Here is a 14,615-nt window from a genome sequence, read left to right as displayed (position 1 = left end):
CACCGAGGCCACTGGCCATCACAACAACAACCGATGGGGAGATTCCCATGACCCGACGCATTGCTATCGTAGGGGCCGGTCAGTCCGGCCTGCAGACCGGCATCGGCCTGCTCAAGAGCGGTTATCAGGTGACCCTGCTTTCCAACCGTACCGGTGAACAGATCCGCCAGGGACGGGTGATGTCGAGCCAGTGCATGTTCGATCAGGCGCTGCAGACCGAGCGCGACCTGGGGCTGAACTTCTGGGAGGACGAGTGCCCGCCGGTGGAGGGCATCGGCATGACGGTGCCCCACTCGGAACAGACCGGCGCCAAGCTGATCGACTGGGCCGCGCCCCTGGAGCGCTACGCCCAGTCGGTGGATCAGCGCCTCAAGATGCCGGTGTGGATGGCGGAGTTCGAACGCCTGGGGGGCGAGCTGGTGATTCGCGACGCCGGCATCGAGGAGCTGGAGGAACTGGCCGCCAGCCACGACCTGGTGCTGGTGGCCGCGGGCAAGGGCGATATCGTGCGCCTCTTCGAGCGGGATGCCGAGCGGTCGCGCTTCGACAAGCCCCAGCGGGCCCTGGCCCTCACCTATGTGCAGGGCATGACGCCCCGGGAGGACTTCTCGCGGGTGGCCTTTAACCTGATCCCCGGCGTCGGCGAATACTTCGTCTTCCCTTCCCTGACCCTCAACGGCCCCTGCGAGATCATGGTCTTCGAGGGGATCCCCGGCGGGCCCATGGACTGCTGGCAGGAGGTCACCACTCCCGAACAGCATCTGGCCAAGAGCCTGGAGCTGCTGCGTACCTATGCGCCTTGGGAAGCGGCGCGCTGCCAGGACGTGCAGCTCACCGACGACAACGGCATCCTCGCCGGACGCTTCCCGCCCACGGTGCGCAAGCCGGTGGCGACCCTGCCGTCGGGGCGCCAGGTGTTGGGTATCGCCGATGCCTTGGTGGTCAACGACCCCATCACTGGGCAGGGCTCCAACAACGGCGCCAAGTGCAGCCGCGTCTACCTGGACGCCATCCTGGCTCGGGGCGACGCGCCCTTCGATCGGACCTGGATGGAGGCCACCTTCGAGACCTACTGGGGCTATGCCAAGGACGTGGTGAGCTGGACCAACAGCCTGCTGCTGCCGCCTGCCGAGCATATCCTCGAGCTGCTGGACGCCGCCCAGCATGCGCCGGAGCTCGCCGCGATGCTCGCCAACGGCTTCGATAATCCCCCCGACTACCTGCCCTGGTGGCTCGATGCCAAGGCCTGCCGTCATCTGATCAACGAGCAACTCAAGCTGGAGGCCTGATCATGACTACCCTGACCGCATCCCAGCCGGCCGTGGAGGCCGGCGCCGAGGCCCTGGACCCCCGCGCCCTGCGCCAGACCCTCGGGCATTTCGCCACCGGGGTGACCGTGGTGACCACGACGGGGGAGGGCGGTGAGCCCATCGGTATCACCGCCAACTCCTTCTCTTCGCTCTCCCTGGAGCCGCCCCTGATCCTGTGGAGTCTGGGCGTGCAGTCGCCGAGCCTGGAGGCCTTCGCCGAGGGGCGTCACTTCGCGGTGAATATCCTCGGTGCCCAACAGGAGGCGCTGGCCATGCAGTTCGCCCGCCCCGCCGAGGACAAGTTTGCCGGCATCGCGGTGCAGACCAGTGTCGAGGGCGTGCCGCTGCTGGCGGATAGCCTGGCGCGGCTGGAGTGCCGCGTCGAGTTCACGCGCCTGGCCGGGGATCATCTGTTGATCGTCGGGCGGGTGCTGCGCTTCGCCAGCGAGGCGGGCGAGCCGCTGCTCTTCTACCAGGGGGGCTTTCAGCGCCTCTGCGCCTGAGTGCATCGGCCCCTGCCAGCCCCGGGGCCGTCCGGCCTCGGGCTATAACAACAACAGTCATGAGAGTCCACCCGATGAAACACACCGCACTGCGCGGCGGCATCGCCGCACTGGCCCTGGTGGCCGCGGCTTCGGCCCAGGCCACCGAGGGCGGCGGGTCCAGCTACCCCATGGGCGCCGAAAACTTCCTGATGGGGGCCCTGCCGCCGCCGGGGGTCTATCCGCTGCTCTACGCCAACCACTATGCCGCCGATGAACTCCGCGACGGCCAAGGGGAGCGCCTGCCCCTCGACTTCCGGCTCAGGGCCAATGTGCTGGCGCCGCGCCTGCTATGGGTCACCGAGCAGACCCTGTGGGGCGGGCAACTGGCCTTCGCCGGCCTCTTTCCGCTGGTCGACCTGGATGTCACCGTCAATGGTCGGCACGACAGCGATCGGGGCCTGGGCGATATCGACCTGACCATGGCCCTGGCCTATCACCACAGCCCTCACCTGCATAGCGCCGTGGGGGTCGATCTCTTCGTGCCCACCGGCAGCTTCGATGCCGGTCGCCTGGCCAATCTCGGTCGCAACTACTGGACCGTCCAGGGGGTGTATGCGCTCTCCCGGGTCGATCCCGAGGGATTCAACTGGGATCTCAAGGTGATGTATGACTATAACTTCGAGAATCCCGACACCCACTACCAGTCCGGCCAGGAACTGCATGCCGACTACGCCCTGGGCTATGCGCTGCATCCCAATTGGGTCGTCGGGGTGGGAGGCTACGCCTACCGGCAGGTCACCGATGATCGCCTCAATGGCGACGCTATCGGCAATCGCGGGCAGGCCTTTGCTATCGGCCCGTCGCTGAAGTGGGATAACGGTCAGGGCGCCTTCGTGACCCTCAAATACGAGCGGGAGTTCGCCGTCGAGAATCGTCCTCGAGGCGATTCGCTGTGGCTCAAGGCGAGCCTGCCGTTCTGACCCAGTCAGTGCATACCCTGCGAAAAAGGCACCGTTCGCCCCGGCGACGGTGCCTTTCTCTTTGGTCGTATAAGATATTTAAAGCTGTTAACTATCAGTGGCTTATATGGATGATTCGGGGGTGGGGAAAAAGTGCATAGTGTTCCTCCAAGAACCGCATAGTGAGTCCCGGGGAAGGGCGCCTAAGGTGAGCCATACCAAAACAGCAACAAGACGGTAACGACCGATGACAGCATATCGCTCCCTCCCCGACTGGCAGGCGTTTATCGAGCAGTGCATCGATTTCCGCCCCGATGACGGCGTCTATCGTGTCTCCCGTGACATGTTCACCGATCAGGCCCTCTTCGACCTCGAGATGGAACTGATCTTCGAGAAGCAGTGGATCTTCGCCTGCCACGAGAGCCAGATCCCTAACAACCACGACTTCATCACCATGCAGGCCGGCCGCCAGCCGATGATCATCACCCGTGATGGCAAGGGTGAGCTGCGCGCGTTGGCCAATACCTGCCAGCACCGCGGGGCCACCCTGACCCGGGTCGGCAAGGGCAATCAGTCCACCTTCACCTGCCCCTTCCACGCCTGGTGCTACAAGTCCGATGGTCGCCTGGTCAAGGTCAAGGCGCCCAGTGAGTACCCGAAGGATTTCGACAAGGCCTCTCGCGGTCTGAGCCAGGCGCGCATCGAGAGCTATCGCGGCTTCGTCTTCATCAGCCTGGACACCGAGTCCAGCGTTGGCCTCGAGGAGTTCCTCGGCGACACCCGGCTGTTCTTCGACATGATGGTGGAGCAGGCGGAAGACGGTGAGCTGGAGGTGCTGCCCGGCGAGTCCCGCTACACCTTCAACGCCAACTGGAAGCTGCAGAACGAGAACGGCCTAGACGGCTATCACGTCAGCACCGTCCACTACAACTACGTCTCCACCGTGCAGCATCGCCGCGAGCTGGAGGCCCAGAAACACGGCAGCGGCGGCGATACCCTCGACTACAGCAAGCTGGGCGCCGGCGATAAGGACACCGATGACGGCTGGTTCTCCTTCACCAATGGCCACAGCCTGCTGTTCAGCGACATGCCCAACCCCCAGGTGCGCCCCGGCTACGCCGCGGTGATGCCGCGCCTGCTGAAGCAGCACCCCCAGGAGCGCGCCGAGTGGACCATGCACCGCCTGCGCAACCTGAACATCTACCCCAGCCTGTTCTTCATGGACCAGATCAGCTCCCAGCTGCGCATCGTGCGCCCGGTGGCTTGGAACAAGACCGAGGTGATCAGCCTCTGCCTGGGCGTGAAGGGCGAGTCCGACGCCGACCGCGAGAACCGCATCCGCCAGTTCGAGGACTTCTTCAACGTCTCCGGCATGGGCACTCCCGATGACCTGGTGGAGTTCCGCGAGCAGCAGCGCGGCTTCGAGGCGAGGGCCACCGAGTGGAACGACATCTCCCGGGGGCGCGAGCACTGGCAGTACGGCGAGACCCATAACAGCCAGGTACTCGGCATCAAGCCGGTGATCACCGGCACCGAGTTCACCCACGAGGGCCTCTACGTCAACCAGCACGGCACCTGGCAGCGGCTGCTGCTCGAGGGCCTCGAGAAGAAAGCACTCAAGCTCCAGGAGGTGTAAGTCATGAGCCAGCAGCAAGCCATCGAGCAGTTCCTCTATCGGGTCGCCGAGTATTGCGATGACCAGGAGTGGGACGCCTACCTCGAGCAGTTCGCTCCCGAGTGCGAGTTTCATATCCCCCAGTGGAAGGGCGAGCATGAGATCACCAGTGACCCCAAACGGGAGATGTCGCTGATGTACTACGCCGATCGCACCGGCATCGAGGATCGTATCTTCCGCCTGCGCACCGGCAAGTCCGCCGCCTCCACGCCGATGCCGCGCACCTTGCACCTGATCAATAACGTGCGCCTGGCACCCCGCGAGGATGGCCAGGTGCAGGTCCGGGTCAATTGGGTCACTCACTTCCATCGCTTCGGCGAGAGTGGTCACTTCTTCGGTACCGCCGACTACACCCTGCGCGGCGACGGCGACGACTGGAAGATCACCCGTAAGCACACCGTGCTGCTCAATGACAAGATCGATTCCGTCCTGGATTTCTACCACGTCTGATTGCGCTGGAGGGCGAGTCATGCACAACACAGCCGCCATCGTCTTTCGGGACGGCACCACCCGCTTCGTCAAGGTCGACGCCAACGAGCTGCTGATGGACGCCGCGCAGCGCCACGGGGTCAACCTGCCGGTGGATTGCCGGGAAGGGGTCTGCGGGACCTGCCGCTGCCTGCGCGAGTCCGGCGAGGTCGAGGTCGAGTACATCGACGAGGAGGCCCTGACCGAGGAGGAGATCGCCGAAGGGCATGTGCTGGCCTGCCAGACTCGCCTGCACTCCAGTCAGGCCTCCTTCTACTTCGATATCGACTCCACGGTCTGCAGCGTGGCCACCGAGGTGCACGACGGCACCGTCACTGCCGTGGAGGAGGTCTCCGACGGTGCCGCCATCCTCGAGATCACCCTCGACGATCCGGCCCAGGCCCTGCCTTATCTGCCCGGCCAGTACGCGCGGATCGAGGTACCGGGCTCCGACGAATGGCGGGCCTACTCCTTCGCCACCTCCACGGTGAAGGACGGCAAGTTGCGCTTCTTGATTCGTCTGTTGCCCAGTGGGGTGATGAGCGACTACCTGCGTGATCGCGCCAAGCCGGGTGATGCCATTTCCCTGGAGGCGCCCCTCGGGGCCTTCTACCTGCGCGAAGTGCAGCGGCCGCTGCTAATGGTGGCCGGTGGCACCGGGCTCTCAGCCTTCCTCGGCATGCTCGAGGAGCTGGCCGACAAGGGCGAGTGCACCCAGCCGATTCGCCTCGCCTATGGGGTGACCCAGGAGCAGGACCTCAGCGAGCTCGATCGCCTCGAGGCCTTTACCCGCAGCCTGCCCGATTTCGCCTTCGATACCGTGGTGATGAACCCCTCCGAGGCCTGGCAGGGCAACAAGGGGGTGGTCTGCGATCTCTTCGACCTTGACTTCCTGGCCCAGTCCTTCGACGCCTACCTATGCGGGCCGCCGCCGATGATCGAGGCCACCAAGCAGTGGCTCGAGGAGCGTGAGGTGGGTGAGCACCGGGTGTTCTTCGAGAAATTCGTATCCAGTTGAGGTCCTGGGCCTATCAGGGCCCCAATACCGGCCCGGGTGGCCACCTCCGTCCCAAGAATGACAACGAGAGACTTGACCATGACCGTAAAGATTTTCGACAGCGCCGATGTCCAGAGCTTCCTCAGCAAGGTGGCCGGTTTCGACCAGGCCGGCGGCAGCGAGCGCGCCAAGCAGATCCTGCATCGCCTGCTCAGCGATGTGTACCAGCTGATCGACGACTATGACGTCACCCCGGAGGAGTTCTGGTCGGCGGTGAGCCTGATGAATCAGCTCGGCAAGGAGACCCAGTTCGGCCTGCTGGCCCCGGGCCTGGGCTTCGATCACTACCTGGACATGCGCATGGATGCCGCCGATGCCGAGGCCGGCCTGACCGGTGGCACCCCGCGCACCATCGAGGGTCCTCTCTACGTGGCCGGTGCTCCGGTCTGCGAGGTCGAGGCGCGCCTGGACGATGGCAGCGATACCGACAGCGAGGTGATGTGGCTGACCGGCCAGGTGCGTGACACCCAGGGCAACCCCATCCCCCACGCCCAGGTCGAGGTGTGGCACGCCAACGCCAAGGGCGGTTACTCCTTCTTCGACCCGTCTCAGAGCGAGTACCACCTGCGTCGCACTATCCTCGCTGACGCCGAGGGACGTTATCACGCCCGCAGCATCATCCCCTCCGGTTACGGCGTCCCCGAGGGCAGTCCCACCGATCGTGTGCTCGCCGCCCTGGGGCGCCATGGCCAGCGTCCGGCGCATATCCACTTCTTCGTCTCGGCACCGGGGCATCGTCACCTGACCACGCAGATCAATCTGGCCGGTGATGAATACACCTGGGACGACTTCGCTTTCGCCACCCGCGAGGAGCTGGTGGTGGATGCCAAGCGTATCGAAGACCCCAGTGAAGCCGAGCTGCGCGGTCTCAGTGGCCCCTTCACCGAGGTGGTCTTCGATATCGAACTGGCTAGGACCGAGGACCCCGAGCAGCAGGCCCGCCACAAGCGCCCGCGTGCCCTGGAAGACGGCTGAACGCCCAGCGGCATATCACACCGGCCCCGGGCGGGCCGGTGCTCCACAACACAACAATAGAGACGCCCCCATGACCAAGATCAAGACCCTGATGACCGCCGCCGTGGCGGCCTCCCTGACCGTCAGTGCCATGACCGCCCAGGCGCGGGACTTCCGCCTTGGCTTGGTTACTCCCCAGTCGCATATCTGGAGCCAGGCGGCCGAGGGCTTCGCCGAGACCCTGAATGAGCGCTCCGGCGGCGAACATAGCGTCAGCATCTTTCCCTCCCAGCAGTTGGGCAACGAGGCGCAGATGGTGCAGCAGCTCCAGGCCGGTTCCCTGGACATGGCCTTCCTGACCCTCGCCGAGATATCCAACCGCATGCCCGATTTCGGCGCCCTCTATGCGCCTTTCCTGGTGGAAGACATCGATCATGCCGCCGCCCTGCTGCGCTCCGAGGTGGCCGCCGAGATGCTCGAAGCGATGCCGGGGCAGACGGGCCTGGTGGGCGTGGGCTACGGCATGGCCGGCATGCGCCATATCCTCAGCCGCGAGCCCATCGATAGTGCCGAAGACCTGAGCGGGCTCAAGGTACGCATCACGCCCTTCGATCCGATCCGCGACTTCTATGTGGCCGCCGGTGCCGCCCCCACGCCGCTGCCGCTGCCCGCGGTCTATGATGCCCTGGCCAATGGTCAGGTGGATGCCATCGACATGGATTACGACTCCATTCGACTGCTCAAATTCTACGAGCAGGCCGATAACCTGGTGATCTCCAACCACATGATGTTCCCCATGGTGGCGGTGGTCTCCGGGCGGGTCTGGGGACAGCTCGACGGTGAGGATCGTGAGCTGATCCGCGACGCCATGGCCGAGCATGCCGACGGCATCATTACTCACTTCCAGGAGAACCACGAGGCTTGGGGCGAGGAACTGCGCGGCCAGGACATCACCGTCACCGAGGTGGGTCCCGACTTCTTCGCCGATGCCACCGCCGAGTGGGAAGCGATCTGGGCCCCCAAGGCACCGTACTTGCCGCTGCTGCGCGAGGCGGCCGCCGAACTGGCCGACTGATTGTTCTGAACCCTGAACTGCCCCGGCGCGACGCCGGGGTTCCTGGAGGCCGTCATGCTCAAACGACTCTCGTCCGGTATCGCCCGGTGTGAGGGGGGGATCGCCGCAGGGCTGGCGGCGATTATCACCCTGCTGATCCTGCTCAATATCATCACCCGTTCGCTGGGCCAGGCCCTCTACTGGACCGACGAACTGGCCATCCACGCCATGATCTGGATGACCTTCTTCACCACCTCGGCGGTGCTCAAGCGCCGCGAGGGGGTCGCCGTGACCCTGCTGGCCGACCTGCTGCCGAGCGGGGCGCGTCAGGGATTGAACCTGTTCGTCGATATCCTGGTGCTGTTCTTCGCGCTCTTCCTGGCCGTGCTGTGCTGGCGCTGGTACGACCCGACCACCCTGTGGGCCAGCGGCTTCGACCTCCAGGCCTTCCAGGGCGCGACCTTCAACTTCATCTACTCCGAAACCTCGCGCACGCTGGGCATTCCCAAGTTCTGGGTCTGGCTGTGCTTGCCCATCTTCGCCGTCTCGCTGAGCCTTCACGCCGTGGTCAACCTGATCGACGGCATCAAGGGCCTGGCCGGGGCGGAAAGGAGGCCCGCATGACTCTCGTCGTCTTTGCCGTGCTGTTGTTGGGGGCGCTGCCGATCGCCCTGGTGCTGGCGCTCACCGCCGCCTGGTATATCGCCGATTCCGGCAATACCCTGCTGTTCGCCTCTTATCCGCAGCAGCTCTACGGCGCCATCGAGAACTACGGCCTGCTGGCCATCCCGCTGTTTATGCTCGCCGGCGAGCTGATGAACGAGGGTGGCCTGACCCGGCGGCTGATCGACCTGGCGCGCATCTTGGTGGGTGGCTTCCGTGGTGGCCTGGTGTATATCAACCTGGTCGCCAACATGATGATGGCGGCCATCGTCGGCTCGGCGGCCTCGCAGATCGCCATCATGTCCCGGGCCATGGTCCCGGCCATGGAGAAGGACGGTTACGACAAGCCCTTCGCCGCGGCCATTACCGCCGCCGGGGGCCTGCTGTCGCCGATCATCCCGCCGTCGATGCTGTTCGTGCTCTACGGTGTCATGGCCCAGGTGCCGATCTCCGACATGTTTATCTCCGGGATCATCCCGGGGCTGATGATGGGCGGGCTGTTCTTCCTGGCCATCGCCGCCGTGGGCCTGGTGCAGCAGTACCCCCAGGGGCAATGGCCGACCCGCGCCCAGGCCAAGCGCTACCTGCTGATGGGGCTGCCGGCCATGAGCATTCCGGTGATCATCATCGGCGGCATCCTCGCCGGCCTGGCCACGCCCACCGAATCGGCGGCCCTGGCTTCGCTGGCGGCCCTGCTGATCGGTCGCTTCGTCTATCGCGACCTGACCTTCTCCCGCCTGCCGGAGATCCTCCGGCGCACCGCCTTCAATGCCGGCCTGGTGATTATGCTGATCGCCGCCGCGGGGGTGTTCGGCTGGGTGATCGTCTACGAACAGCTGCCGCAGATGGCCGCGGCCTGGATCGCCGAGGTCACCGACAGTCCCTTTGCCTTCCTGATGCTGGTGGTGGGGATCCTGCTGCTGGTGGGGATGATCGTCGACGGCATCGCCGCGCTGATCCTGGTGGTGCCGATCCTGCTGCCCATCGCCCAGGGCCAGTTCGATATCACCGCCTACCAGTTCGGGGTTGTGGTCTGCCTGACCCTGGTGCTGGGCCTGCTGACGCCGCCGGTGGGCGCGGGGCTGTTTATCGGTTCCTCGATGACCGGGGTGCCGCCGATGCGTATCTTCCGGGCGCTGTGGCCCTTCCTGCTGATGAGCCTGCTGGCCTTGGTGCTGCTGGCCTGGCAGCCCTGGCTGACCTTAGCGCTGCTCTAGGACGGGGTTTCACCGGCGTTGATGGCGCCCCCTGGCCCGCTGCCCGGGATGAGCGCACCATGGAGCAATGCACCACGACACGAGGAGGAGACGATGAGCAAGTCGCAGCGGGGCCGCACCTCGGTGCGCCTGGATGATGAGGGCGTGCACTGGGACCAGGAGATGAGCTATGGCCAGTATCTGGGCCTGGAGCCGTTGCTGGCCTGCCAGACTCCCCTGACCGGTGAACATGACGAAATGCTGTTTATCGTCATTCACCAGGTCTCCGAGCTGTGGCTCAAGCAGTGTCTCCACGAGGCCCATGCCGCGGCGGCGCATATCGCCGCCGACAAACTGAGGCCCGCCTTCAAGATGCTGACCCGGGTGGCTCGCATCCAGGAGCAAATGATCCAGGCCTGGGAGGTGCTGGTCACCCTAACCCCGGCGGACTATGCGCGTTTTCGCGATAGCCTGGGGCAGAGCTCCGGCTTCCAGTCCTACCAGTATCGCGAGCTGGAGTTCCTGCTGGGCAACAAGCATCCCGGCCTGGTGGAGGTGCATCGCGGCCACCCCGAACATTACCGGCGCCTCACCGAGGTGCTCGAGGCGCCCAGCCTCTACGACACCTGCTTGCAGTTACTGGCCCGGCGCGGCCTAGCCGTGCCGGCCGAGGTGCTGGATCGCGACTGGAGCAAACCCTATGCGGCGTCTCCCGAGGTGGAGTCGGCCTGGGCCGAGGTCTATGGCGACACCGAGCGCCACTGGGGCCTCTACGAGCTGGCCGAGAAGCTGGTGGACACCGAATACCACTTCCAGCAATGGCGCTTCAGCCATATGAAGACGGTGGAGCGAATCATCGGCCACAAGCCCGGCACCGGTGGCACCAGCGGCGTCGGTTATCTCTCCAAGGCCCTGGAGCTGACCTTCTTCCCCGAGCTGTGGTCGGTGCGTACCAGGATGTGATCACTCGGGACACAACGGGGGGAAGGCCCTGAGAATGCTGCTTGAAATGGCTTTTCTTTATGAGGGTGAACTCATGCCGAAAAGCCATTCTTGCGGTGGGGGGGCCGTCACTAGAACTTCAGGCGAAAGCCAAGCTGAACGCCCTGGGGGTTTTCATCGGGAAGCGGGGAGTCCAGGTTCCAGCTCAGGGGATACCTGACCTCGGAGTCCGTGCTGTGGTGAACGTAGCCATATACGCCATAGAGGTCAATGCTCTCACTATAGTTGTATATGTACCCAAGGTTTATCCCGGTAGCGTCGCTAAGCTCCCTGTTGTTATCATCGTCCTTGTGTATCAGGCTGACGGCCAGGTTGTGCCTATTGCCAAAGTCGTGCCTGATACCAAGCTGTAGATCGTTCCCGCTGGAGTCGAAGTCAACCCAGGGAGCATAGGCATAATACCCGGAATAACGGTGAAGGATGGCCGTGAATTCGGTGTTGCCCATGGCGTACACGGAGGTCAGGTAGATGTCGGTAGACTGCTCCATCGTGTCGCTGTCCCACAGGTTTCTCTGGTATTTTCTGTCGAACGCTATGGAGAAGTACCAGGGGCTGTCGCTCCAGTAATCGAGAGATAAGCTATAAACGCGGCCATCGCGGCTTCCATCCCGCTCTCCTTGGGTCGCCATGCCTCGAAACTGAAAGCCTTCGATTCGTGGGCTGATATACATCAAGGAGCGGTCTTCACGCCATGGCGCATAGAATACCCCAATGTTATTGACAAGGCTGTACTCGTTGCCAAATAACGGGTCCGCGTAGCCATAGGCGCTCGCCGAAGGGGTATCCTGTCGCCCGATGCTAATGGTTCCGTATTTCTGAGAGATGAGTTGTGCAAAGGCTTCACGCTGGCCGATATCATCATCCGAGTGCGGGCGATACATGGCCTCGTATACCCCAAGGAAGGAGAGGTCTTCGGTTAGTCTCTCCTGGAGACGAAACTGAACCCGGTTGGCACTCAGCCCGGCACCGGTGACGCGCTCCGTGGTTTCTCCACCCGATTCCGCCACTTCATAGGCAATGTCGAGTATCCCGGAAACCTGAATGTCGGCACAAGCGTATCCGCTAATAAAAGGGAGTGCGAATAGTAACTTTCGCATGGTTGGCTCCAGTATAAGGGTCACGGAAATAGAGAGTGTTATTCCGTGACCCGAATGTTGTTGTTTATGGTTGTTTTTTAGTCTCGGCTAGGCCAGGGGGATTCGGGAGGAGAAAAGCTTGGCTCCCCCAGCAGCGGAGTGGAAAGGGCATAGAAGCCGTGGTTGGTGAAGAGCCAGATCAGGTTTCTGTCGTACTCTACGTAGACCCCATGAGACAGGTTGCCCATGGCGTAGCTCACGACGCTGTCGGGAGCGAAGGGGGGGACGAAGTAAGCGCCAATGGTCGGTTCGTCAGGATTACTTACGTCGAATACTTGCACGCCGGCATTGTAGAAGGCATAGGGAAGAATGCCCTCGCGTGATGAGCCCGGTTGAGTGTAATAGCCGGTACGCTTGGGCCCAAAGCTTCCGTTTCGCTGACAGAAATCGGTGAATTCTGCTTCCTCTGGCGGAGTCGGGCGCGGCAGAACATGTCGAATATATGGGGCAGTGGGGTCACTGACATCGACCGCATAGATATCCTTGTAGGCTTCATAGCAATCTTCTGCCAGTGGATAGCCGCTATAATAGATCAGTCCTGTTTCCTCGACCTGAGAAACGTCGATGTTATCGCCTTCGGTGCCTGCCAGGCTAACCGGGAAATCAAGATGTCCTACGACTCTCATGTCCTCGGAGTCGGTAATGTCCACGACGTATAGCCCCATTCCTCCCATGGCGGCATAGCCATATTGTCCGCCATCCTCGACGGGAGTAGGAACGAATAGCGACATCCGTGCCCCCATCCAGGAACTGCGGTTGCCGGCCCTGGGATTGGCCAGGAATGCCGCTTCGTGCTCCGGATCACCGACGATCTGACCGGGGACCGTGAGCACGTCAAGAAGCCTTGGGTTCCTGGGATCCGACATATCCCAGGACTGGTAGCCGGCATTGTAAAGGTCGTTTGGGTATTCGGTGAGCGCATGGCTATCGCTCGGCGCGGCAGCGACATACATCACATCACCACCAAAATAGGTGGGAATATCACGTACCCCGGACCCTTCCTGTTGATCATTGGGAGCATCGGGGTTGTTGATGTCTGTCGTACGAGTGGCGATCAATTCCCAGTCCTCGGGAAGCGGGCCGTTCATCTCGTACACCTTGAATCCCTTGAGGTGATTAGAGTTTCTTATCTCCTCGACTTCCTCCGGTTGACGGTACTTGTCTTCGAGAACCCCAAAGCGCCTGATTTCGAAGGCCTGGACCATGATGTACTTGCCGAGGCTGCTGCTCCATTGAATGGAGGCGGCACCGAACATGTCATCTTCCGGATAGGGGTTGACCTCCTCGCTTGGACCATCCGCTCCCCATGTAGAGCCCCTAGTATGGATCAGCTGAACATCCCTGGGGTCTGTGATGTCGAATATTTTCAGATCTCTCCTGACATATTGATACAGATAGCGTCTTCCATCGAAGTCGACAATGTTCTGCCAGGTATGAAAGGGCTCTACCGTGATCGGGTAGTAGGCCTCTACTTCCATGTTATGGATGTAGCTGTTCGTATCCCATTCCTCCAGTTGACCCTCGAAGGGATGATTGTCATGGGAGAATGGTGTGGCGGACGGGTGTATGAAACTTCCGCTTTGTAGATCCATACCGTAGCTGGCCGGATCCGGCGCTGGGGTTTCTCTCCCTGGCGCCAGCGAGGCCTGTCGCTCGACATAGGGGTCGAGAATGTTTATCGGGCCATGATCGGCGGCCTGGATCATCGAGGTGGATAAAAGGGATACTGCCAAAGCCAGTGTGGATCGCTTGATTCTAATGGCCGTGATCGGCTTTGACGACACGCTATTTTTTTTCATGCCTTGTCTCTTCTCTTTGTGAGTTTTCAAGGTCTGCTTCTTACAGAGAGTATTTTTATTGTCAGTCTTCCTTTTTTTCTTAAGGTGACTTCTCTGGCTGAATGACTCTCTGGTCCGAGTTGATGCTAGGCTCGGCTAGATATGAATTTCTAATAAAACAATGCGTGTCAGGTATTCGAAAAAATGATAGCTGGGCCTGTCGGTGGTCCGGCTCGCAGGCTTCGTAAGGTGAGCCAGGACTGGCGGGGGACCACCGTTACCCAGGGCGGTCGAGCCGGAATTACTGGCACTGAGCCAAGGGGCGTGATCGCAGCGATGGCCTCAGGGGGGCATCAAGCCATCACCTTGAGTGGGCCCCCCACCTTGAGGGTGTTCATGGCCACCTGGGTGGCAATATCGCGGATCCCCGGCAGGCTGGTCACGGCGGTGGAAAGGAAGTTGGACAGGTCGGCGAGGTCTTCCACCATGACCTTGAGAATAAAGTCGTGATTGCCGGTAATGGCGTGACAGTCGATCACCTCATCCCGGGTCAGGAGTTCCGCTACCGCTTCCCGGGGGCAGGCCATGCGCCCCTTGTCCACCGAGAGAAAGATAAAGGCGGTGACCTTGAGTCCCAGGGCCTCGGGGTCGAGGCGCAGGCCATGTCCCCGGATGACCCCGCTCTCCTCGAGGCGGGCGATACGCCGCGAGCACTGGCTGGGGGAGAGGTTCACCGCCTCCGCCAGGGCGGCCAGGGTCAGGCGGGCATCCCGCTGCAGGGCGTGAAGAATCCGGCAGTCGAAGCGATCCAGGTTTTCCAATGTGTCATTCCTCTCGATAATGCAAAATTATTGCGCAGACTGCCGGTTTTGTGGCGA

Annotated in this window: 14 protein-coding genes; 11 read left to right on the top strand and 3 right to left on the bottom strand. The window is 62.5% G+C overall.

Annotated elements, in window-relative coordinates; all coding sequences use genetic code 11:
• The first annotated feature begins 47 nt into the window (after positions 1 to 47).
• From HPA02_RS00345 to kynA, 11 genes are all read left to right on the top strand, one after another.
• A complete protein-coding gene (locus HPA02_RS00345; protein ID WP_146800717.1) occupies positions 48 to 1,289 on the top strand; it encodes a styrene monooxygenase/indole monooxygenase family protein in 1,242 nt (413 codons plus the stop codon).
• A gap of 2 nt (positions 1,290 to 1,291) precedes the next feature.
• Positions 1,292 to 1,813, top strand: coding sequence for a flavin reductase family protein (locus tag HPA02_RS00340; RefSeq protein WP_146800715.1), 522 nt, complete (start codon positions 1,292 to 1,294; stop codon positions 1,811 to 1,813).
• 74 nt (positions 1,814 to 1,887) lie between these two features.
• Positions 1,888 to 2,775 (top strand): SphA family protein, encoded by an 888-nt coding sequence (locus HPA02_RS00335; protein WP_146800713.1) that lies wholly within the window; start codon positions 1,888 to 1,890, stop codon positions 2,773 to 2,775.
• A 226-nt stretch (positions 2,776 to 3,001) separates the two neighbouring features.
• On the top strand, positions 3,002 to 4,390 hold the full coding sequence (gene antA / locus HPA02_RS00330; protein WP_146800711.1) for an anthranilate 1,2-dioxygenase large subunit: 1,389 nt from the start codon (positions 3,002 to 3,004) through the stop codon (positions 4,388 to 4,390).
• Positions 4,391 to 4,393: 3 nt separating this feature from the next.
• The gene (antB, locus tag HPA02_RS00325; protein ID WP_146800709.1) at positions 4,394 to 4,879 is read left to right on the top strand and encodes an anthranilate 1,2-dioxygenase small subunit; all 486 of its coding nucleotides are present in this window, start codon (positions 4,394 to 4,396) and stop codon (positions 4,877 to 4,879) included.
• A gap of 19 nt (positions 4,880 to 4,898) precedes the next feature.
• The gene (gene antC, locus HPA02_RS00320) at positions 4,899 to 5,915 is read left to right on the top strand and encodes an anthranilate 1,2-dioxygenase electron transfer component AntC (protein ID WP_146800707.1); all 1,017 of its coding nucleotides are present in this window, start codon (positions 4,899 to 4,901) and stop codon (positions 5,913 to 5,915) included.
• Between the two features lie 78 nt (positions 5,916 to 5,993).
• On the top strand, positions 5,994 to 6,929 hold the full coding sequence (gene catA / locus HPA02_RS00315) for a catechol 1,2-dioxygenase (RefSeq protein WP_146800704.1): 936 nt from the start codon (positions 5,994 to 5,996) through the stop codon (positions 6,927 to 6,929).
• A 70-nt stretch (positions 6,930 to 6,999) separates the two neighbouring features.
• Positions 7,000 to 7,983 (top strand): TRAP transporter substrate-binding protein, encoded by a 984-nt coding sequence (locus tag HPA02_RS00310; protein WP_146800702.1) that lies wholly within the window; start codon positions 7,000 to 7,002, stop codon positions 7,981 to 7,983.
• A 54-nt stretch (positions 7,984 to 8,037) separates the two neighbouring features.
• Positions 8,038 to 8,586, top strand: coding sequence for a TRAP transporter small permease (locus tag HPA02_RS00305; protein ID WP_146800700.1), 549 nt, complete (start codon positions 8,038 to 8,040; stop codon positions 8,584 to 8,586).
• On the top strand, positions 8,583 to 9,842 hold the full coding sequence (locus HPA02_RS00300; protein ID WP_146800698.1) for a TRAP transporter large permease: 1,260 nt from the start codon (positions 8,583 to 8,585) through the stop codon (positions 9,840 to 9,842). Before HPA02_RS00305 ends, HPA02_RS00300 begins: the two co-directional genes overlap by 4 nt.
• 93 nt (positions 9,843 to 9,935) lie before the next feature.
• Positions 9,936 to 10,784 carry a tryptophan 2,3-dioxygenase gene (gene kynA, locus HPA02_RS00295; protein ID WP_146800696.1) on the top strand — a complete coding sequence of 283 codons (849 nt, stop codon included), beginning with the start codon at positions 9,936 to 9,938 and terminating at the stop codon, positions 10,782 to 10,784.
• A 110-nt stretch (positions 10,785 to 10,894) separates the two neighbouring features.
• On the opposite strand, the gene HPA02_RS00290 is transcribed toward kynA, so the two are convergent.
• The 3 genes from HPA02_RS00290 to HPA02_RS00280 all read right to left on the bottom strand — a co-directional run bounded on the left by HPA02_RS00290 (position 10,895) and on the right by HPA02_RS00280 (position 14,558).
• A complete protein-coding gene (locus HPA02_RS00290; RefSeq protein WP_146800694.1) occupies positions 10,895 to 11,920 on the bottom strand; it encodes a porin in 1,026 nt (341 codons plus the stop codon).
• 77 nt (positions 11,921 to 11,997) lie between these two features.
• Complete coding sequence (locus HPA02_RS00285) at positions 11,998 to 13,758, bottom strand: LVIVD repeat-containing protein (protein WP_146800692.1); 1,761 nt, start codon at positions 13,756 to 13,758, stop codon at positions 11,998 to 12,000.
• Positions 13,759 to 14,090: 332 nt separating this feature from the next.
• Positions 14,091 to 14,558 (bottom strand): Lrp/AsnC family transcriptional regulator, encoded by a 468-nt coding sequence (locus HPA02_RS00280; protein ID WP_146800690.1) that lies wholly within the window; start codon positions 14,556 to 14,558, stop codon positions 14,091 to 14,093.
• Positions 14,559 to 14,615 lie beyond the last annotated feature (57 nt).

Origin of the sequence: Bisbaumannia pacifica (assembly GCF_007989625.1) — a bacterium.
Classification (GTDB): domain Bacteria; phylum Pseudomonadota; class Gammaproteobacteria; order Pseudomonadales; family Halomonadaceae; genus Bisbaumannia; species Bisbaumannia pacifica.
This window is presented reverse-complemented; position numbering and strand designations above follow the sequence as displayed.